This is a genomic window from Micromonospora sp. NPDC050200 (genome assembly GCF_040656135.1).
In the GTDB taxonomy this organism is placed as follows: Bacteria; Actinomycetota; Actinomycetes; order Mycobacteriales; family Micromonosporaceae; genus Micromonospora.
On sequence record NZ_JBFALG010000058.1, the window covers coordinates 18692 to 38670 of the forward strand.

A 19979-nucleotide genomic window follows, 5' to 3' on the forward strand; every position below is an offset into this window, starting at 1 on the left:
GACGCGATGACGTCGAACAGCATGTACACCGGTGGCGTGGCGAACGCCCGGCGCACCCGGCTCGGTGCCGGCTGGGCGCCGGCACAGGACGTGGAGACGCGCGAGTACCAGGTGCACGACGGCCCGGTGGCCAACGCCAACCGGTCCCGCGCGGAGGAGGACCCCGCCGCCGGCGGCGAGTCCTGACCCGAGCAGCGCGGCACCGCCTGCGGGGGGTCGGGTGGCGTGGGTGACTAGGCTCGACCGGGTGGAGCAGACCACCCGAGGCCGGTTCACCGGGCCGCCGCTGACCCCCCGTACCGCTGTCATCTGGTCGGTCCTCGCCGCCGAGCTGGACCGACGTGCCGGCGATGAGCTGACCGTGCTCGACGTCGGCGGCGGGACCGGCGGCTTCGCCGTTCCGCTCGCCCAGGCCGGGCACCGGGTCACCGTGGTCGACGCCAGCCCCGACGCGCTCGCCGCGCTGACCCGCCGGGCCGCCGAGGCCGGGGTCGCCGGCCGGGTACGCGCCGTCCAGGGCGACGGCGACGCGCTGGCCGGGCTGGTCGCACCGGCCAGCGCCGACCTGGTGCTCTGCCACTCCGTGCTGGAGGTGGTCGACGATCCGACGCCGGTGGTCACCGCGCTGGCCGCCGCGCTGCGACCCGGGGGCGCGGCCAGCGTGCTGGTCGCCGGCCGGGCCGCCGCCGTGCTGGCCCGGGCGATGAACGGCCACCTGGACGTCGCCGCCGCGCTCGCCGCCGCCCCGGACGGCTCCGCCGGGCCGCGCGACACCCTGCGCCGGCGCTTCGACGCCGACGGCGCCGCCGCGCTGCTGCGCGCCGCCGGGCTCACCGTCGAGGAGATCCACGGGGTACGCGTCCTCGCCGACCTGCTCCCCGCCGCCGTGGCCGACGGCCAGCCCGGCGCCCTGGTCGAGCTGGAACGGGCCCTCGCCGCCCGGTTGCCGTACCGGGACCTCGCCGCCCAGCTGCACCTGTTCGCCCGTCGGCCGGCATGACCTCCCCGCCGCCGCCCGGTCCCCTGGACGTGGTGGCGCCGCGCTACGGCGGCGGCAGCCTCGCCGACGTGGTGCCCAGCGCGCTGGCCGTGCTCGGCGTGCCCGGCGCGGTCGACCTGCTGGGGCTCACCCCCCGACTGGCCGGGGTACGCCGGATCGCCGTGCTCCTGGTCGACGGGCTCGGCTGGTACCAGATCCCGACCGCCGCGCCGTACGCGCCGACCCTGGCCGGCCTGGCCGCGACCGTCGGCCGGCCGCTGACCGCCGTCTTCCCCTCCACCACGCCGACCAGCCTGGTGAGCTTCGGCGCGGGCGTCGCGCCCGGCCCGCACGGGGTGCTCGGCTTCACCGTCCGGGTGCCCGGCACCGACCGGGTGCTCAACCACATCGAGTGGGCCGGCGACCCGGAGCCGCTGACCTGGCAGCCGGTGCGCACCCAGTGGGAGCGGGCCCGGGCGGCCGGCGTCGCGGTCACCGTGGTCAGCCGTCCCGAGTACGCCGGCAGCGGGCTCACCCTGGCCGCCAACCGGGGCGGCGACTATCGGGGCGCCGTCGGGGTGGACGCGCTGGCCGCGACGATGCTCGCCGCGCTCGCCGCCGGCCCCGGGCCGACCCTGGTCTCCGGCTACCACCCCGACCTGGACCGGCACGGCCACCTCACCGGCGTCGACTCCGCGCCCTGGCGGATCGCCGCCGCCGGGGTGGACGCCCTGCTCGCCCTGCTCGTCGACGGCCTGCCGCCGGACGCCGCGCTGCTGGTCACCGCCGACCACGGGCAGCTCGACGTGCCCGACGCGCACCGCTTCGACCTGGACACCGACCCCCGACTGGGGGCCGGGGTACGGGTCGTCGCCGGGGAGCCACGGGTGCGCTACCTGCACGTCGAGCCGGGCGCCGTCGACGACGTGGTGGCCGCCTGGTCGGCGGTGCTCGGGCCGGCCGCCCGGGTGGAGACCCGGGCGGAGGCGGTGGCCGCCGGGCGGTTCGGCCCGGTGCCGCCGGAGCATCTGCGGCGCGTCGGCGACGTCGTGGTCACCTGCCACGGCACGTACGCGGTGCTGGCCAGCCGCTCCGAGCCGCCGGCGGTGTCCCGGCTGGTCGCGTACCACGGGGCGGACACCGCGGCGGAGCTGACCATTCCGTTGCTGGTGGTGCGGGGCTGACCGGTCGGGCTGTCGTACCGGCGGGTTAGCCTGCGGGAATGGGTCGGAGTCAGTCGTTCGCGCGCGGTCATGACCCGCGCCGCGGGTCGGAGCGCGGGGGCGACCCGCGTTTCGGGCCCGACGCCGACGACTCCGGCAGCCCGATCCTGCACGTCGACATGGACGCCTTCTTCGCCTCGGTGGAGGTGCGCCGCCGCCCCGAGCTGCGCGGCCGGCCCGTCGTGGTCGGCGGGGTCGGGCCGCGCGGCGTGGTCAGCTCCGCCAGCTACGAGGCCCGGCGGTACGGCGTCCGCAGCGCCATGCCCACCATGCGCGCCCGGGCGCTCTGCCCGCACGCGGTCTACCTCCCGCCCGACTTCGGGCAGTACACGGCCGCCTCCCGGGCGGTCATGCAGATCTTCCGGGACGTCACCCCGCTGGTCGAGCCGCTCTCCCTGGACGAGGCGTTCCTCGACGTGGCCGGCGCCCGGCGGCTGTTCGGGTCGCCGGCCGAGATCGCCCGCCGGATCCGTGGGCGGGTGTCGGCCGAGCAGGAGCTGATCTGCTCCGTCGGGGTGGCCCCGAGCAAGTTCGTGGCCAAGCTCGGCTCCACCCGGGCCAAGCCGGACGGCCTGCTCGTGGTGCCGGCCGGTCGGGTGCTGGAGTTCCTGCACCCGCTGCCGGTCTCCGCGCTCTGGGGGGTGGGGGAGCGCTCCGCCGAGACGCTGCGCCGGCTGGGCCTGAACACCGTCGGTGACCTGGCCGAGGCGCCGTACGGGATGCTCCGCAAGGCTGTCGGCGAGGCGGCCGCCAGTCACCTGCACGAGCTGGCCTGGGGGCGCGACCCGCGGACGGTCAGCCCCGAGCACGTGGAGAAGTCCATCGGCGCCGAGGTGACCTTCGACGCCGACGTCGCCGACCCGATGGAGATCCGCCGGGCTCTGCTCGCCCTGAGCGAGAAGGTCGGCGCCCGGCTGCGCCACGCCGGGCAGGTCGGGCGGACGGTCTCGCTCAAGGTGCGGCTGGCCGACTTCCGCACCGTCAACCGGTCCCGCACCCTCGGCGTGCCCACCGACGTGGCCCGGGAGATCTTCGACACCGCCTGGGCCCTCTACACGATTCTCGACCCCGGAGAGCGGGTCCGGCTGGTCGGCGTCCGGGTGGAGGGGCTGGCCGGGGCGACGGCGACGCCACGGCAGTTGACCCTGGGCGCGCCCGAGCGCGGCTGGCGGGAGGCGGAAGTCGCCGCCGACGCCGCGGCTGCCCGATTCGGGCGGTCCGTCATAGGTCCGGCCAGTCTGCTCGGCAAGCGTGATCCCCGGCGAGGCGAAAATCCGACCCGGCCGTAGGTCGTCCCGCTTTCCGACGCGCGAGCCCCCTCGTAGACTTGACGGCAAGCAGCCGGTTGGCTGCCACGGTCTGTCGGCCCGACCGGGCCGACCAACGTGACCGGGGAGGAGTGCCGTGCCGCTCTCGGAGCACGAGCAGCGGCTGTTCGAGCAGATCGAGCGGTCGCTTGCCGAGGACCCCAAATTCGCCTCGGCCGTGCGCGCCAGCGATCCGCGCTTCCACGCGCGGCGTCGCCTGCTCGTCGCTGCCGGCGTGGTCGTCGTCGGCCTGGCCCTGTTGGTCTACGGCGCGGTGATCAAGACTCCGCCGCTGGCAGTGGCGGGCTTCGTCGTCATGCTGGCCGCGCTGGGCTACGCGGTGCAGTCGCATCGCCGGTCGCAGTCACCCGACCTGCACGTGGTGGGTGGCACGACGAGTCGCCGTCGTCCGCGCGGGCGCGCGGGTCGACGGCCGTCGCTGCTGGACCGCATGGAGGACCGGTGGCGGCAGCGCCCGGAGGGACATCGCTGAACGCTCACCGCCCCTGAGGCGGGCGGGCGTCGCCACGACGGTGGGTGCCGGACGGTCCGGCCACCTCCGTCGTACCGCCACGTCCAGCCCCGGTGTGCCCCCTCCGCGCGATCGACTCGCGGCCGCTGGCTCGCGGCACACCTCACCGCCGATCCAGGACTTGTCGTCGTGATCCGAGATCAACTGGTGACGACAAGCCCTGGATCGACGCGGAGGTGCGGGAGCCGCGAGGGTCAGGCGCGGCGGGTGGAGCGGGTGGCGAGCAGTCGGCGCGGGCTCCAGCGCTGCAGCCGTGAGCGGGTCCGCCCGCCCGCGGCCACCAACCGCGAGGACGAGTCCGCCAGCGCCAGCCGCCAGCGCAGCAGCACCGACGGCGGCAGCACGGCCGCGAGGAGCCGGGTGCGCCGGTCCGACCGGGCGGCGAGGATGCCCCGGACCGTCTTCAGCGCCGGGTGCAGCGGCTCCCCGGTGAGCGGGTCGCGGGCGTACCGGGCCCGCTCCTCCGCCCGGCCGAGCAGCCGAGCCGCCGCCGCGGATGCGGCGTCGTCGCCCACGGCCTCGCGGGCCAGCCGCTCGGCGGTGGCCCGGGGCGTCTCCGTCCGGTCGACGCGTACCCGGTAGTCCACCAGCGTGTCCAGCAGCTCGTCCCAGGCGGCGTGGGCGTCGGCGCGGGCCCGGTCGTGGTCCGCGCCGAGGACGACCATGCCGGGCGCCTCGGCGCCCGCCCCGCCCGTTCCGCCGCCAGCCGTCGTGGTGACCGCCGGAGCCGGCCGGCCGTGGCGGCGACGCCGCAGCGTCAGCCGCCGCAGCGCCGGCACGCAGAGCAGGGCGAGCAGGGCCAGCACCGCGCCCGCCGTCCACCAGGGCCAGCTCGGCGCGCGCCGGGTCGGGGCGCCGGCGGACGGGTCGAAGCCCGTGTCGGTGTCCCGGTCGGCGGCGTCCTGCCGGTCCGGCCGCGCCGAGGCGGCGGGGTCGTCGGGGGAGGCGCCGGGAGCGCTGGTCTCCGAGGGCTCCGGGTCCGGGGCGTCGCTGTCTGGGGCCCAGGCCGAGCGGTTCGCGCCCTGCAACGCGTACGCCGGGGTCGCGTCGAACGGGACCCAGCCCATCCCGTCGAAGTAGACCTCCGTCCAGGCGTGCAGGTTGCGGTTGGTCAGCAGGTACGTGTCGCCGCCGACGCCGGCGCCGTTGGTGAAGCCGAACGCCACCCGGGCCGGGATGCCGGCGGAGCGCACCAGCCAGGCCATCGCCGCCGCGTACTGCTGGCAGTAGCCGACCTTGTTGGTGAGGAAGTCGACGATCTCCTCGCCGCTGGTGCCCCCCTTGGTGCTCAGCGAGTAGCTGAAGCCGTTCTCCCGGGAGAAGTAGTCGTAGATCGCCCGGACCTTGTCGTAGTCGTTCTGCTTGCCCTCGACGAGCCGGGACACCAGCACGTCGACCTGCTGGACCGCCGGCCGCCGCGTCTGCTGGACGGCGATCGGGTGCTCGGCCGGCAGGGACCGGGCCTTGCGCAGGGCCGCCGGGGTGAACGTCGAGCGGACGTACTCGAACGAGTAGCGCTTGCCCCGGGAGTTGTCCCGGTTGGAGAAGACCACCCCGAGGTTCGGGTCGTAGAGCCAGTTGCCGCTGAGCCCGTCGGTGCTGACCGGATCGGCGTACACCGGCACCAGCGGCATGTTCAGGTTGCGGGTGACCTGGACGGTCGCCCGGTACCGCTGCTGCTCGGCGCCCTGGCGGGCCGGCGGGGCGGGCAGGTTCCGGTCCACCCGCCGGCCGTTGGGCGGGCGCACCCGGAAGCCGTCCGGCCGCAGCTCGTCGGCGACGCCGAAGCGCAGGTAGAACGGGCTCGGCTCATTGGTGGTCACCTTGACCATCTCGGTGACCTCGGACTGGTTGAGCTGGCCGCTGAGCGCGGCGAACAGGTCGATCCGGCCGGGGCTGCCGCCCTGCCCGGGCCGCCCGTTGCCGGTGCCGTCGCCGGTCGAGTTGACCTGGTCGAGCAGCCCACCGGTCATCCCGGGCACGGCCAGCGGCACCACCACGGCCAGCGCCACGCCCACCGCCGCCAGCCGACGGCCGGCGGCGGCCAGCGGGGAGGACTCCCACACGTCGACGTCGCGTCCCTCGCCGGTGAACCGGCGGCCGAACCGGCGTACCCGGTCGACGTTGTCGGTGACCAGCAGCCACAGGTAGCCGCAGGCGCCGAACACGAACGGCAGCGCGGGCACGCTGTCCACGTAGACCGCCACCGGCACCGAGTAGATCGCCAGCATCGGCAGGCCGGCCAGCGCCGGGCGACGCAGCCCCACCGCCAGCACGTCGACCATGATCGCCACCGCGCCCACCCCGAGCACGGTGATGAACAGCAGCGGCGTGGTGTCCGGCACCTCCACGCCGTACGAGCGCATGTCCTGCAACGAGCCCTGCGCCAGCTCGCCGAAGTGGGCCAGGGTGGCCGGGGTGGGCAGGAACGCGACCAGCTCGGTGCCACCCGGGAAGAGCCAGGTCAGGGCGATTAGCAGGCCGGCCAGCATGCCCAGCACCTGCCCCCACAGGGGAGCCCGGACCAGCCGGGTCAGCGCGGCCACCCCGGCGACCACGGCCACCGCGATGGCGGCCTCGATCAGCCAGGTCCAGCGCTGGAAGATCGACGACAGCGGCGCCGCGGCGAGCAGGGTCGCCGCGGCGGCCACGAAGCCGAGGTTCCGGGACGCGGTCACGGCGTCACCCCTTCCGTCATCGGACGCCGCCGGCGACCGTCTCGGCGAGCGCCGCGCGCAGCGCGAAGCCCTGCGAGCCGCGGGCGGCCTGCGGCCAGAGCGCCGGCAGCCGGCCGCCGTGGTCCACCCCGATCACCCGCCAACCGCCCTGGAGCAGGGCGAGTGCCGCCGCGCCGTGCGCCCGTTCCGACTCGGCGCGGGCCTTCTCCGGCAGGCTGAGCCAGGTGGAGCTGTCCAACAGGAAACCGACGCAGGTCGCGCCGTTGGCCCGCAGCCCGGCCAGCAGCTCGGCCTCGACCGTGGTCACCGAGCCGAGCAGGGCGATGATCAGGCCCCCGTCGGTGCGTTGCCGGACCCGCTGCACCAGGGTGGCGACCTCGCCACGCTGGTCGAGGCGGACGTCCGCCAGGTGGTCCAGGAGCAGACCGTCCCCGGCGCCCTCGGTGGCGTCCACGTCGGCGCCGGAGCCGGTGACCAGGCGCAGCTTGTAGCCGGACTGGCGCAGGTGCACCGCGATGCTCGCGGCGGCGGAGACCGCCCACTCGAAGCTGGCGGTCGGGCCGTCGCCGCGGTGGCCGAACGCCCGGGTGTCCAGCACGACGGTGGCGCGGCTCTCCCAGGGCTGCTCCTCGCGGCGCACCATCAGCTCACCGGTGCGGGCGGTCGACTTCCAGTGCACCCGGCGCAGGTCGTCGCCCACCCGGTACTCCCGGGTGGCGGCGTCGTCCTCGCCGTGCACCGCCACCGACCGGGCCCGGCTGTCGCCGCTGCCGGTGTACTCGCCGGGGAGGCGGACCGTCGGCAGCGGGTTGACCTGGGGGATCACGGTCAGCTGGTCGGTGCTGGGGAAGGCCCGGGTCAGCTCGCACAGCCCGAACGGGTCGGTCAGCCGGACCACCAGCGGACCCACCTCGTACCGGCCGCGCACGTCGGCGCGGACCGTGTACGCCACCGAGCTGGCCTGGTGCGCCCCGAGCCGCTCCAGCACCACCCGGGGCCGGCTGCCCAGCGCGTACGGCAGCCGGTCCTCCAGCAGCAGGGTGCCGGTGGGCAGCCGGGACATGTTCTGCAGGCGCAGCACCACCCGGGAGCTGGCCCCGACCGGCACCCGGTGCGGTTCCAGCGACCGGTTGCAGGCGAGCTTGTATCGGCTGCGCCCGACGTAGAGCGCGGCGAACAACGGCAGGACGGCGAGCAGCACGGCCACCCGTAGCAGGTCCTTCTCGCCGAGGATGGCGGCGGAGACCGCCGCCGCGATCGCGGCCGCCAGGAACGAGCGGCCGCGGGTGGTCAGGCCGCGCAGCCCGTCGCGCACGTCAGGGCCTCCGCGGCTCGTACGGCCCGCGGCCGTTGCCCGCGGCGGGCCGCGGCGTGTCGTACTGGGTGCGCTTGCGCTCCTGCGGCAGGGCCAGCCGGTGCACCAGCTCGGAGACGATCGCGTCGGTGGTGCGCCGAGCCAGCTGGGCGTCGGCGGTGGGGATGATCCGGTGCGCCAGCACCGGCACCGCGAGGGCCTGCAGGTCGTCGGGGAGCACGTAGTCGCGGCTCTCCAGCGCGGCGACCGCGCGGGCGGTGCGCAGCAGCTGCAGGGTGGCCCGCGGGGAGGCGCCGAGGCGCAGGTCCGGGGCCTCGCGGGTGGCGGTGACCAGGTCCACCGCGTACTGCTTGACCGCGTCCGCGACGTGCACCTGGCGGACCGTGGCGATCAGCCGGCGGACCGTGTCGGCGTCGGACACCGGGCGCAGCTCCTGCAGCGGGTCGGCCGCGCCGTGACCGTCCAGCATGGCCAGCTCGGCCTCCTGGCCGGGATAACCCATGGCGATCCGCGCGGTGAACCGGTCGCGCTGCGCCTCCGGCAGGGGGTACGTCCCCTCCATCTCGATCGGGTTCTGGGTGGCGATCACCATGAACGGCGTCTGGAGCTGGTAGGTGACCCCGTCGACGGTGACCTGCCGCTCCTCCATGCACTCCAGCAGCGCGGACTGGGTCTTCGGCGAGGCCCGGTTGATCTCGTCGCCGACCACCAGGTTGGCGAAGACCGCGCCCGGGCGGAACTCGAAGTCGTGCGTCTCCTGGTTGTAGACGCTGACCCCGGTGACATCGCTGGGCAGCAGGTCGGGGGTGAACTGGATGCGACGGACCGAGCAGTCGATCGAGCGGGCCAGGGCCTTGGCCAGCTTGGTCTTGCCGACCCCGGGCACGTCCTCGATCAGCAGGTGCCCCTCGGCGAGGAGAACGGCCAGGGCGAGGCGCACAGTCGCGGTCTTGCCTTCGATGACCTGCTCGATGTTGGCCACGATGGCTTCGCTGGCGGCGCGGAACTCGTCGTGCGGCAGCAGGCCGCCCACCTCGTCCCAGGTCTGTTGTGTCACGGGCCTCCTCCTCGTCGCCGGAACGGCAGCTCTGTATAGAGCACCTGGACCCGCCGTTGGGTTCGCGACGCCGAGCCACGTCTGCCGCAGAAATCTCAAATCTCACTGGCCTCTCAGGCTAACCATGTTTCTCGCCGCCGCCGACCCTTGCCGGTAGACGGTCGGTTACGCCCCGAATATTCGCCGGGACGGGGGACCTGACGGTCGCTGTCGGTGCCGGACATGATCACGATGGGCACCGGCGGAGGGTTTTCGGCACGGGTGGCGGCGGCCCGCCCGTCCCGACCCGTGGTGGCGGGCGACGTGCGCGGCCGCCGGGCGGGGTACACTCCCGGTCATGGCCGGATTCTTCCTGCTCCTTACCGGGCCGTGCTGATGCGCTGACGCGCGACAGCACGGCGGCCCCTCCTGCGCGAGGGGCTTTTTTGTGCCCTCCGTCGGCCGGCGGGTGGCCCGGGCCGGCCGGCCCGGCGGGCACGGCGAGCGGATCCACTTCCCCATACCGACGATGACCACGCCGAGCGAGGTCAGCACCCAGCCCGGCCGTGGCACGGCCGGCGGCGACAAGCGAAGCGAGGAGACGCCATGAGTGAGGCAGCCGCACCGGCGGGCGACATCCCCCCGTACCGGTACACCGCGGCCCTGGCCGACGAGATCGAGCACCGTTGGCAGGACGTCTGGGCGCGCGAGGGCACCTTCCACGCCCCGAACCCCACCGGCCCGCTGGCCGACCCGGACCACCCCAGGGCGGGCGCGGAGAAGCTGTACGTGCTGGACATGTTCCCGTACCCGTCGGGCGCCGGCCTGCACGTCGGCCACCCGCTGGGCTACATCGGCACCGACTGCTTCGCCCGCTACCAGCGGATGGCCGGGCGCAACGTGCTGCACGCGATGGGCTTCGACGCGTTCGGCCTGCCCGCCGAGCAGTACGCGGTGCAGACCGGCACCCACCCGCGCACCACCACCGTGGCCAACATCGAGCGGTACAAGGCGCAGCTGCGCCGGCTGGGGCTGGCCCATGACGAGCGCCGCTCGGTGGCCACCATCGACACCGACTTCTACCGCTGGACCCAGTGGATCTTCCTGCAGATCTTCAACTCCTGGTACGACCAGGAGGCGAAGAAGGCCCGGCCGATCGCCGAGCTGATCGCCGAGTTCGAGGGGGGCGACCGGCTCACCCCGGACGGCCGCCCCTGGGTCGAGCTGACCGTGGCCGAGCGGCGGAAGATCGTCGACGACCAGCGGCTGGCGTACGTCTCGCAGGCCCCGGTGAACTGGTGCCCGGGGCTGGGCACCGTGCTGGCCAACGAGGAGGTCACCGCCGACGGTCGCTCCGAGCGGGGCAACTTCCCGGTCTTCAAGCGCAACCTGAAGCAGTGGATGATGCGGATCACCGCGTACGGCGACCGGCTGCTGGACGACCTGGACAAGCTGGACTGGCCCGAGCCGATCAAGCTGATGCAGCGCAACTGGATCGGCCGCTCCCAGGGCGCGCACATCGACTTCCCGACCGAGCGGAAGCCGGTCCGGGTGTTCACCACCCGGCCGGACACCGTCTTCGGCGCCACCTACATGGTGCTGGCCCCGGAGCACGACCTGGTCGACGCGCTGGTGCCGGCCGCCTGGCCGGCCGGGACGAAGGACGCCTGGACCGGCGGGCACGCCAACCCGCGCGCGGCGGTCGAGGCGTACCGGAAGACGGCGGCGGCCAAGACCGACGTCGAGCGGCAGGCCGACACGAAGGAGAAGACCGGCGTCTTCGTCGGCGCGTACGCCGTCAACCCGGTCACCGGCGGGCAGATCCCGATCTTCATCGCGGACTACGTGCTGGCCGGCTACGGCACCGGCGCGATCATGGCGGTGCCCGCCCAGGACGAACGGGACTGGGCGTTCGCCGAGGTCTTCGACCTGCCGATCGTGCGCACCGTGCAGCCGTCGGAGGGCTTCGACGGCAAGGCGTACACCGGTGACGGCCCGGCGATCAACAGCGCCGCGCCCGACCGCGGCCTGGACCTGAACGGCCTGGGAGTCGCCGACGCCAAGGCGGCGATCATCGCCTGGCTGGAGGCGAACGGGCACGGCACCGGTGCGGTCACCTACCGGCTGCGCGACTGGCTGTTCTCCCGGCAGCGCTACTGGGGCGAGCCGTTCCCAATCGTGTACGACTCCTCCGGCGCCGCCATCGCCCTGCCGGAGGAGATGCTGCCGGTCGAGCTGCCCGAGGTGGACGACTTCTCGCCGCGGACGTTCGACCCGGAGGATGCCGACAGCAACCCGGAGACCCCGCTGTCGCGCCGGCACGACTGGGTCGAGGTGGAGCTGGACCTGGGCGACGGCCCGCAGCGCTACACCCGCGAGACCAACGTGATGCCGCAGTGGGCCGGCTCCTGCTGGTACGAGCTGCGCTACCTGGACCCGACCAACTCCGAAAGGTTCGTCGACGCGGAGAACGAGCGGTACTGGATGGGCCCGCGCGGCGAGGGCGACTGCGGGGGAACCGACCTGTACGTCGGCGGCGCCGAGCACGCCGTGCTGCACCTGCTGTACGCGCGCTTCTGGCACAAGGTGCTGTACGACCTGGGCCACGTCTCGTCGTTCGAGCCGTTCCGCAAGCTGTTCAACCAGGGCTACATCCAGGCGTACGCGTACACCGACGCCCGGGGCGCGTACGTGCCGGCCGAGGACGTGACCGAGCGCGAGGGCGGCTTCTACCTGGGCGACACCCAGGTCAACCGCGAGTACGGCAAGATGGGCAAGTCCCTGAAGAACGTCGTCACCCCGGACGATATGTGTGCCGCGTACGGCGCGGACACGTTCCGGGTCTACGAGATGTCGATGGGCCCGCTGGAGGTGTCCCGACCGTGGGAGACCAGGGCGGTGGTCGGGTCGTACCGGTTCCTGCAGCGGGTCTGGCGGGCGGTCGTCGACGAGCAGAGCGGCGCGCTGCGGGTCACCGACGCGCCGGCCGACGAGGCGACCCGCCGGCTGCTGCACAAGGTGGTCGACGGGGTCCGCGGCGACATGGAGGCGATCCGGTTCAACACCGCGATCGCCAAGCTGATCGAGCTGACCAACGGGCTGACCCGGCTGTCGGAGACCCCGCGCGAGGTGGCCGAGCCGCTGGTGCTGATGCTGGCGCCGTTCGCCCCCCACGTGGCCGAGGAACTGTGGCGGCGGCTGGGGCACGAGACCTCGCTGACGTACGCGGACTTCCCGACCGCCGACCCGGCGCTGCTGGTCGCCGAGACGGCGACGTACCCGGTGCAGATCAACGGCAAGGTGCGGGGCCGCGTCGAGGTCCCCGCCGACGCGTCCGAGGAGACCGTCCGCGCGGCGGCCCTGGAGGCGGTGGCCGGCTCGCTGGCCGGCAAGGAGCCCCGCAAGGTCATCGTGGTGAAGGGTCGGATGGTCTCGGTCGTCGCCTGACCCCCTCGCCCCCCGGGCCGGGGCTTGCAGTTTCACGGAAAGAGTGGCTATTCCGCGCGGAATAGCCACTCTTTCTCTGTAAGTGAGCGGATCTTGGGCCGGGGGTGGTGGGTCAGGGGTCGCGGTGGTGGAGGGCGATCAGGGTGGCCAGGGTGGCGGTCAGGGACCAGGTGGCGAAGACGGTCCAGGAGGTGGGGATCGTGGCCACCCAGCCGTCGTAGTTCGGGAACGGGACGATCTCCACCAGCCGTTCCCAGGCGGGGACCGGCTGCGCGTGGTTGACGGCGGCGGTCCACCGGTGGCGCGTGTCGAACGCCAACGGCAGCAGGAGCAGCACCGCCGTGGTGGTGACGATCGCTGGGGCGGTGTGCCGGACGAGGGCGCCGATGCCCAGCCCGGCCAGCGCGCAGACCGGCACCAGCAGCGCCGACGCGACCACCGCGCGCAGCGCGCCGGGATTGGCGATCGACGCGCCGGCGTGCCGGTCGGCGAGGATCGCCTGGGAGAGCCAGAACGCGCCGCCCGAGGCCAGCGCGCCGACGGCCGTCATCACCGCCGCGAGCACCACCACCTTCGCGGCGGCCACCGCCCGCCGTGCGGGTACGGCCGCGAAGGTGGTGCGGATCTGCCCGCTGGCGTACTCGCTGGCGATCATCACGGCGCCGACGCTGCCGGCGGCGAGCACCACGAACAGCCACCCCTCCTCGGGGAAGGCGTGGCCGACGGGCGCGAAGAAGGCGCGCCGCTCGGCGGAGTAGTCCGGCCAGTTCCGGTGGTCGGCGAGGGCGGCCCGGGCGCTGAACAACAGCGCGGAGACCGTGATCACCGCCAGCGAGCCGTACGTCGACCGCAGCGACCACAGCTTGATCCACTCGGCGGCGAGCAGGTCGCGGAACCGGGCCGGTGCGACGGTGCGGCGGGCGGTGCGGGTGGGACGGGTGGCGGTGCTCATCGGCGGGGTAGTCGACGCGGGCGGCGGTCAGGCCCCCGACGACCAGCGAGCCGTCCGCCCCGGCGTGGACGGCGCCGCCCTCGGCGCGCAGCACCCTGCTCAGCGCCGCCGGTCCGGTGTCCGGACGGTGACGCCGGCCGGGCCGACACGGGCGGCGAACCCCGCCAGGCTCTCGTCGGCGATCAGCTTCGAGGCTGGTCCACCCGTCGGAATGACCCACCCGGCCCGCGGCGGTCAGGCGCGGCCGCGCGGCCCCGACGGGCGAGCGCCGCCCGGAAGGCGATACCCGGAGCGTGACCTCCGTGGTGGCGCACGCTCCTACGAGCGTGATACCTCAGAGGCATAAATATGACTCTGAGGTATCACGCTCGTAGGGGACGTCCACAGCGGGCCGGGACGCCGGGACGCCGGGACGCCGGCACGAGCCGCGGCCGGCGGCGCGGGTGGCTTCAGGCGTGGAGGGTCGACTCCACGGTGCGCCGGTGGGCGCGCACCCAGTCCTGCCAGCGGCGTACCCCGTCGACCGCGCCGGCCGCGCGCAGCCGGCGCATGCCAAACTCGTCCCGGTCCGCGCCGGCATCGATGCCCCGCCAGGTGGCGTCGATCTGGTCGAGCATCACGGTGACCAACTCATCCCGGGGGAGCGGTACCGGATCCGGTCCGGCGGCGGCCGCGTCGTAGGCGTCGCAGAGCAGCCGGCAGCGCCGGCCCAGCTCAGCCGGGTCGGCGCCCTCGCCCAGCTCCCCCCAGTGCCACACGGCGAACGCCACGTCGTCGATCCGGCGGCCCGGCGCGGCGAGGTCCCAGTCCAGGAACGCCACCGGCAGCAGCCCGGCGGGCAGGTCCCGGTACACGGTGTTCTTCGGCGACAGGTCGCGGTGGCAGACCGTCTCCGCGCCGCTGGCCAGCCCGGTGCCGGCCTCGGCGCGGCGCGGCGGCCGGTTCCCACCGGTCACGGTCGCGGCTCCGTCGCACCGAGCCGGCGCTGCCGTTCGGCCCGCCACCAGCGATGGATCAGCACGGCGCTGGCGATCAGGCCGAGGCCGGCGGGGGCGGCGGCGTACCAGTTGACACCGCCGGGCGAGCTGACCGCCGCGCCGATGGCGGCGTAGCCGAACGCGGTGGGGGCGGAGGCGATCACGCTGCCGACGAGGTACGGCAGCGCCCGCGCGCCGGTGGTGCCGTAGCCGTAGCTGACCAGGCCGAAGCCGGCGATGGGCAGCAGCCGGACGGTGACCACCCCGAACACGCTCTGCCGGGCGAACCAGCCGTCGAGCCGGGCCAGCCGGCCCCGGACCCGTTCCGCGACGAACTCCCGGCCCAGCACCCGGCCGACGGCGAAGCCGATCGCCGCGGCGAGCAGGGCCGCGCCGAGCGCGTACCCGGCACCCTCCAGGGGGCCGAAGATGGCGCCGGAGGCGAGCGTGACGACGGTGCGGGGGACCAGCGCCACCAGCAGCAGCGCCCCGGCGACGATCGCCACGACCGGGGCGTACCCGTCGAGGGAGTCGGCGAGCCGCGGCAGCTGGGCGACCTTGGGCCGGGGCGCCACCAGCAACAGCACCCCGAACCCGGCGAGCAGGAGCAGCAGCAGGGCGAAGCGTCGCGCCGACGGCTGCCCGAGCAGCCGCCGGACGGCGCGGATCATGCCCGGTCGGCGGCGGTCACCGCGGCGCGGCGCTCGGAGCGGAGCCGGTCGGCCCAGGTGTCGTCCAGCGGCGGGAGCTGGTGCACCCCGGTGGCCCAGCGCAGCAGCAGGTCGGCCAGGGCCGGGTTGCGGGCGAGCGCCGGGCCGTGCGAGTACGTGCCGAGCAGCTTGCCGCGCCAGGCGCCCTCGGTGGCGCCGTCGTTGCCCACCCCGGCGGTGACCCGGGCCAGCGGCGAGACGCCGGGGCCGAGGTGGGTCCGCCCGCCGTGGTTCTCGAACCCGGACAGGGCCGGTACGCCCAGCCGCGGGTCGACCTCGCCGGCCAGCTCGCCGACGGCCCGGGTGGGGCCGCGGTCGGAGGACAGGTTGAGCAGCTCCAGCCCGGCGCACTTGGTGCCCTTGGCGAAGAAGGAGGTGCCGAGGAGTTGGTAGCCGGCGCAGACGCCGAACACCACCGAGCCCTGGGCGACCGCCCGGTGCAGGCCGCCGTCGGCGAGCAGCCGCTGGGCGCCGAGCGCCTGCGGGCCGTCCTCGCCGCCGCCGATCAGGTAGATGTCGGCGGTGGCGGGCAGCCGCTGGTCGGAGCGGACCTCCAGCACCTCGACCGGCATCCCGCGCAGCTGCGCCCGGCGGGCCAGGATCAGCATGTTGCCCCGGTCGCCGTAGGTGGAGAGCAGATCAGGGTAGATCCAGACGATGCGCAGGCTCTCAGTTGACACGGTCCAACTCCGCTCGGATGTCCTGGAAGGCGGTGTAGTTCGCGATGACCTCCAGCCGGCCCGGCCGGACCGCCCGGACGGCCTCGTCGAACGTCCGCACGTGCTGGAAGGGCACGCCGTTGACGTCGAGCCGGACCGCCAGGTCGTACGCCCGGTCGCCGGTGATCAGCACCTGCCGGCCGCGCAGCGGGCCGAAGTCGACGTCGAAGAGCCAGGAGGTGTCCAGCCCGTCGGGGTCGCGGGCGTTGATCGAGAGCAGGGTCGGCGCCTCGTCGGCCATGTCGAACGCCTCCAGCCAGCTGGCCGGGTTCTTGGCCAGCAGCAGCCGGATGTTTCGCCCGTCCCGGTCGACCTGGGCGTAGCGGCCGGCGACCGAGGCGACCGAGCCGAGCCGGGAGACCGCGTCGACGGGGCGTACCCCGAACTCGGCGGCGACCGCGAGGGCGGTGGCCGCGTTGCCGAGGTTGACCTTGCCGGGGAGCTGGAGGGTGACCTTGTGCCAGGCGCCGGTGGGGTCGAGGACGCCGTCGTCCTCCACGGTCCACTGCGGCTCGGGCCGGCGCAGCGGGCAGCCGGTGCACCACCACTGCTCTCCAGAGCGCTGGATGGTGGAGCCGCACTCGGGGCAGACCCAGGAGTCGTCGTGCCAGCGCTGGCCGGCGCTGAACCAGGTGACGTGCGGCGGGTTGACCCCCCGGGCCGGATCGGCCGGCGGGGTGGCCGCCCAGACGACCATCGGGTCGTCGGCGTTCGCCACCACCCGCACGTCGGCGTGCCGGACCAGCGCGGCGCGCCAGAGCTGCGCCATCATGGCGACCTCCTTGGCCCGGTCCAGCTGGTCGCGGGAGAGGTTGAGCAGCGCCACGACGTGCGGCTCGGTGGCCTCCAGCACCTGTGCGAGGTAGTGCTCGTCCACCTCCAGCACCGCGTACGGCGTGCTGCCGGCCTTGGCCAGCGCGGAGGTGTGGCCGGTCGGCATGTTGGCGCCGAAGGAGTTGGTGGCGACCCGGCCGAGCACGCCGACGGCCGCGGCGGCGAGCCGGGTGGTGGTGGTCTTGCCGTTGGTGCCGGAGACCAGCGCGATGGCGCGGCCGGTGGAGAGGTGGGCCAGCAGGTCGGGGTCGATCTTCAGCCCGATCCAGCCGCCGATCACCGAGCCGTCGCCCCGGCCGGCGGCCCGCGACAGCGCCGCGGCGGTCCGTGACACCGAGCTGGCCACCTTTGCCCGCAGGGGCATCTTCGCGTCCGTCACCCGAGCGAGGTTACCGGACCCGCACGCCCGCCAGATCGCCGCCGACGGCGAACCGTTCGGTCGGTTCCGGGCGGGCGTCCGGTCGCCCCGTGCTCCGCCGGACGGAGTCGATCTATGTCGGGTAGCGGACGCGGCGCGGGGGGGCGCTGCGGCCCTCCACTCCGCTCCACCCCTTTTGACGTGCTCTTTTGCGCGCGACGGCGACGCGCCACGCGGGCGATTCTGGTTGCAGGTGGAGGGAAGTGGAGTAGAGTGGGGCGCGATGGTGAGGCCGGGAGGGCCCACCGGCCCGGGGGGTCAGCGGCGCCGCGAACGCCGCTAAAGGGCGAGGGGGTAGGGCCGATGTTTCTCGGCACCCACACCCCACGCCTGGACGACAAAGGCCGGATGATCCTCCCGGCGAAGTTCCGGGACGAGTTGGCGGGGGGTGTCGTGATCACCAAAGGGCAGGATCGCTGCCTCTACGTCTTCCCCACGCCCGAGTTCCAGCGGATCGCCGACCAGTTGCGCGCGCAGCCCATGACGCACAAGGCGGCCCGGGCCTACAGCCGGGTCTTCTTCGCCAGCGCGCACGACGAGGTCCCCGACAAGCAGGGGCGGGTCACCATCCCGGCCCACCTCCGGTCGTACGCCGCGCTCGACCGGGACCTGGTGGTGATCGGAGCGAGCACCCGGGTGGAGATCTGGGACAAGGCGGCCTGGGAGACCTACCTCGCGGAGAGCGAAGACGACTTCGCCGACATCGAGGAGGGGGTGCTGCCCGGCGGCCTGTAGGGCGGGACGACGCCCGACGTACGGCGAGATCTCCAGCCGCTTTCGAGTTCCTGGCACCCCTTCCCCGGTGCCAGGCGCACGATCAGTTTCCGGGGCCGCGGCCCGGGAGGCGAAGCGGGAGCGGATGGGGATCTGGTGGTACGACGGCACGGCGTCGTCCGACGAGCAGGGTCGCAGGACCGAACGGAACTTTCAACCAGTGGGGGTCGACATGGGGGAGCTACGCGGCACGCACGTGCCGGTGCTGCTCGAGAGGTGTCTCGAGTTGCTGGCCCCCGCGCTGGACCGGGGCGGCCGGACGGTGCACGTCGACGCGACGCTGGGGCTGGCCGGGCACGCCGAGGCGGTGCTGGAACGGCACCCGCACACGGTGCTGATCGGCCTGGACCGGGACACCGAGGCCCTCGCCCACGCGCGGTTCCGGCTGGCCCGCTTCGCCGACCGGGTCCATCTGGAGCACGCCGTCTATGACGAGTTGCCCGAGGTGCTGGCGCGGCTCGGCTACCCGGGCATCGACGGGATCCTGTTCGACCTCGGGGTCTCCTCGTTGCAGTTGGACGCGCCCGACCGCGGGTTCGCGTACGCCCAGGACGCGCCGCTGGACATGCGGATGGACCAGACCCGGGGGGTGACCGCCGAGGAGGTGGTCAACACCTACGCCCACCCGGACCTGGCCCGGGTGCTGCGGGTCTACGGCGAGGAGAAGTTCGCCGGGAGGATCGCCTCGGCGATCATCCGGGAGCGCGAGCGGGGCCGGATCACCTCCTCGGCCCGGTTGGCCGAGCTGGTCAGGGAGAGCATTCCGGCACCAGCCCGACGAACCGGGGGACACCCGGCCAAGAGGACGTTTCAGGCTTTACGGATCGAGGTAAACAGGGAGCTGGCAGCGCTGGAGACGGCGCTGCCGGCCGCTCTCGACACGCTCAACGTGGGCGGTCGCATGGTGGTCCTGTCCTACCACTCGCTGGAGGACCGGCTCACCAAGCATGCGCTCGCCGACCGGGTCCGCAGCAAGGGCCCGGTCGACCTCCCGGTGGAACTTCCCGGGTCGGGCCCGACGTTCCGGCTGCTCAGCCGGGGCGCCGAGCTTCCCGGGGAGGCGGAGGTCGCCGCGAACCCGCGCGCCGCCTCGGTGCGCCTGCGGGCCGCGGAACGACTCGACCCGACCGCCGGGCAGCAGGGGCGGACCGACCGCGAACGGTACCGCCGCCGGGTCAGGGCGATGCACCAACCGGGGACGGGGTCGACACCGGGTTCCACAGTGGACCCAGGGTCGACGCCGGGGGACGGCAGAGGGACGGACGAAGAGGGGGAGGGAACATGAACGTCAACAAGCGCGACGGCCGGGAGGCCGTCGGGCAGCGCGCAGCGCGGTCGGGGGGCCGGACCGCGGCGCAGCGCACCACCCGCGGCGGGAAGCCGACGGACCTCGCCGGCGGGCAGGGGGAGGCTCGCGCCCGGGGGGCGCGCGAGTTCCCGACCCAGGGCAGCGCCGCGCTGCGGCCGGCCGAGAAGGTCGCCGCCGCCACCACGGCTGGTACGCCCCGACTGCGGGTCGCGCCGCCGCCGCCGGTGCGGGTGCCGCGGGCACCGTTCGCGGCGCTGGTCGTGGTGCTGGTCGTCGGCGGGGTGCTGGGCATCCTGGCCGTCAACACGAAGATCAACGAGAACGCCTTCAAGCTCCAGCAGCTCCAGCAGCAGCAGGCCCGCCTCGACGTGGACGAGCAGCAGCTGAACAAGCGGATCGAGGCGGCCGAGGAGCCGGGCAACCTGACCGCCGAGGCGCGCAAGCTCGGTCTGGTCGAGGCCGGCGAGCCGGCCTACATCCGGCTGCCGGACGGCCGGATGATCGGCGTGCCGCAGCCCGCCAACGGGCAGCCGGCGATCACCAGCCAGCAGGGCAACGGGGGATAGCAGTGCCACCGAGATCGGACGAACCGCGCCGGGACCCCACCACGGGCTCCCGGCGCGGCCCGTCCCGGGCCGGGGCCGGCCGGGGCGGGGACCCGCGCACCGGCGAGCCGGGCGTCGGCGGGTCCGCAACCGGGGCATGAGCATCCTCAACAACTCCCGGGCGGACGCGGTCCGCCGTACCGACGACGGCGTCGAGGTCCAGC

At 74.4% G+C, this 19979-nt stretch carries 18 protein-coding genes; 10 read left to right on the forward strand and 8 right to left on the reverse strand.

Annotated elements, in window-relative coordinates:
* Positions 1-6: 6 nt before the first annotated feature.
* The 5 genes from AB0I41_RS28120 to AB0I41_RS28140 all read left to right on the forward strand — a co-directional run bounded on the left by AB0I41_RS28120 (position 7) and on the right by AB0I41_RS28140 (position 4002).
* Positions 7-186, forward strand: coding sequence for a hypothetical protein (locus AB0I41_RS28120; protein ID WP_357113533.1), 180 nt, complete (start codon positions 7-9; stop codon positions 184-186).
* 43 nt (positions 187-229) lie between these two features.
* Positions 230-1000, forward strand: coding sequence for a methyltransferase domain-containing protein (locus AB0I41_RS28125; RefSeq protein ID WP_357113534.1), 771 nt, complete (start codon positions 230-232; stop codon positions 998-1000).
* Positions 997-2163 (forward strand): nucleotide pyrophosphatase/phosphodiesterase family protein, encoded by a 1167-nt coding sequence (locus AB0I41_RS28130; protein ID WP_357113536.1) that lies wholly within the window; start codon positions 997-999, stop codon positions 2161-2163. The genes AB0I41_RS28125 and AB0I41_RS28130 overlap by 4 nt, the downstream gene beginning before the upstream one ends.
* A gap of 38 nt (positions 2164-2201) precedes the next feature.
* Positions 2202-3491, forward strand: coding sequence for a DNA polymerase IV (locus tag AB0I41_RS28135; protein ID WP_357113538.1), 1290 nt, complete (start codon positions 2202-2204; stop codon positions 3489-3491).
* A gap of 115 nt (positions 3492-3606) precedes the next feature.
* The gene (locus AB0I41_RS28140) at positions 3607-4002 is read left to right on the forward strand and encodes a DUF3040 domain-containing protein (protein ID WP_357113540.1); all 396 of its coding nucleotides are present in this window, start codon (positions 3607-3609) and stop codon (positions 4000-4002) included.
* Between the two features lie 233 nt (positions 4003-4235).
* Here the strand turns inward: AB0I41_RS28140 and AB0I41_RS28145 are convergent, their stop codons facing one another.
* Genes AB0I41_RS28145 through AB0I41_RS28155 form a run of 3 tightly spaced genes read right to left on the reverse strand, consistent with a single transcriptional unit; the run spans position 4236 to position 9091 of the window.
* Positions 4236-6719 carry a DUF3488 and transglutaminase-like domain-containing protein gene (locus AB0I41_RS28145; RefSeq protein ID WP_357113542.1) on the reverse strand — a complete coding sequence of 828 codons (2484 nt, stop codon included), beginning with the start codon at positions 6717-6719 and terminating at the stop codon, positions 4236-4238.
* Positions 6720-6735: 16 nt separating this feature from the next.
* Positions 6736-8034, reverse strand: a complete 1299-nt coding sequence (locus AB0I41_RS28150) for a DUF58 domain-containing protein (protein WP_357113544.1) — start codon at positions 8032-8034, stop codon at positions 6736-6738.
* 1 nt (position 8035) lies between these two features.
* Positions 8036-9091 carry a MoxR family ATPase gene (locus AB0I41_RS28155; protein ID WP_357113546.1) on the reverse strand — a complete coding sequence of 352 codons (1056 nt, stop codon included), beginning with the start codon at positions 9089-9091 and terminating at the stop codon, positions 8036-8038.
* Positions 9092-9518: 427 nt separating this feature from the next.
* Between AB0I41_RS28155 and AB0I41_RS28160 the strand changes: the two genes are divergently transcribed.
* The gene (locus AB0I41_RS28160) at positions 9519-9680 is read left to right on the forward strand and encodes a hypothetical protein (protein WP_357113548.1); all 162 of its coding nucleotides are present in this window, start codon (positions 9519-9521) and stop codon (positions 9678-9680) included.
* Entirely contained in the window at positions 9677-12517 is a 2841-nt protein-coding gene (gene leuS / locus AB0I41_RS28165) for a leucine--tRNA ligase (RefSeq protein WP_357113550.1), read from the forward strand. Before AB0I41_RS28160 ends, leuS begins: the two co-directional genes overlap by 4 nt.
* Positions 12518-12629: 112 nt before the next feature.
* Here the strand turns inward: leuS and AB0I41_RS28170 are convergent, their stop codons facing one another.
* The 5 genes from AB0I41_RS28170 to AB0I41_RS28190 form a co-directional block, all read right to left on the reverse strand.
* Complete coding sequence (locus tag AB0I41_RS28170) at positions 12630-13469, reverse strand: hypothetical protein (protein WP_357113552.1); 840 nt, start codon at positions 13467-13469, stop codon at positions 12630-12632.
* Positions 13470-13918: 449 nt separating this feature from the next.
* A complete protein-coding gene (locus AB0I41_RS28175; RefSeq protein WP_357113554.1) occupies positions 13919-14425 on the reverse strand; it encodes a phosphotransferase in 507 nt (168 codons plus the stop codon).
* Positions 14422-15117 (reverse strand): VTT domain-containing protein, encoded by a 696-nt coding sequence (locus AB0I41_RS28180; protein WP_357113556.1) that lies wholly within the window; start codon positions 15115-15117, stop codon positions 14422-14424. Before AB0I41_RS28180 ends, AB0I41_RS28175 begins: the two co-directional genes overlap by 4 nt.
* Positions 15114-15836, reverse strand: a complete 723-nt coding sequence (locus AB0I41_RS28185; RefSeq protein WP_357113558.1) for a glutamine amidotransferase — start codon at positions 15834-15836, stop codon at positions 15114-15116. Before AB0I41_RS28185 ends, AB0I41_RS28180 begins: the two co-directional genes overlap by 4 nt.
* Positions 15826-17073 carry a MurT ligase domain-containing protein gene (locus AB0I41_RS28190; RefSeq protein WP_357113564.1) on the reverse strand — a complete coding sequence of 416 codons (1248 nt, stop codon included), beginning with the start codon at positions 17071-17073 and terminating at the stop codon, positions 15826-15828. Before AB0I41_RS28190 ends, AB0I41_RS28185 begins: the two co-directional genes overlap by 11 nt.
* Before the next feature lie 357 nt (positions 17074-17430).
* Here AB0I41_RS28190 and mraZ point away from each other — a divergent pair, with 357 nt between their 5' ends.
* The 3 genes from mraZ (at position 17431) to AB0I41_RS28205 (ending at position 19776) form a co-directional block, all read left to right on the forward strand.
* Positions 17431-17862, forward strand: coding sequence for a division/cell wall cluster transcriptional repressor MraZ (gene mraZ, locus AB0I41_RS28195; protein ID WP_357113560.1), 432 nt, complete (start codon positions 17431-17433; stop codon positions 17860-17862).
* 211 nt (positions 17863-18073) lie between these two features.
* Entirely contained in the window at positions 18074-19186 is a 1113-nt protein-coding gene (rsmH, locus tag AB0I41_RS28200) for a 16S rRNA (cytosine(1402)-N(4))-methyltransferase RsmH (protein WP_357113566.1), read from the forward strand.
* Entirely contained in the window at positions 19183-19776 is a 594-nt protein-coding gene (locus AB0I41_RS28205) for a hypothetical protein (RefSeq protein WP_357113562.1), read from the forward strand. The genes rsmH and AB0I41_RS28205 overlap by 4 nt, the downstream gene beginning before the upstream one ends.
* The last annotated feature ends 203 nt before the right edge of the window (positions 19777-19979 follow it).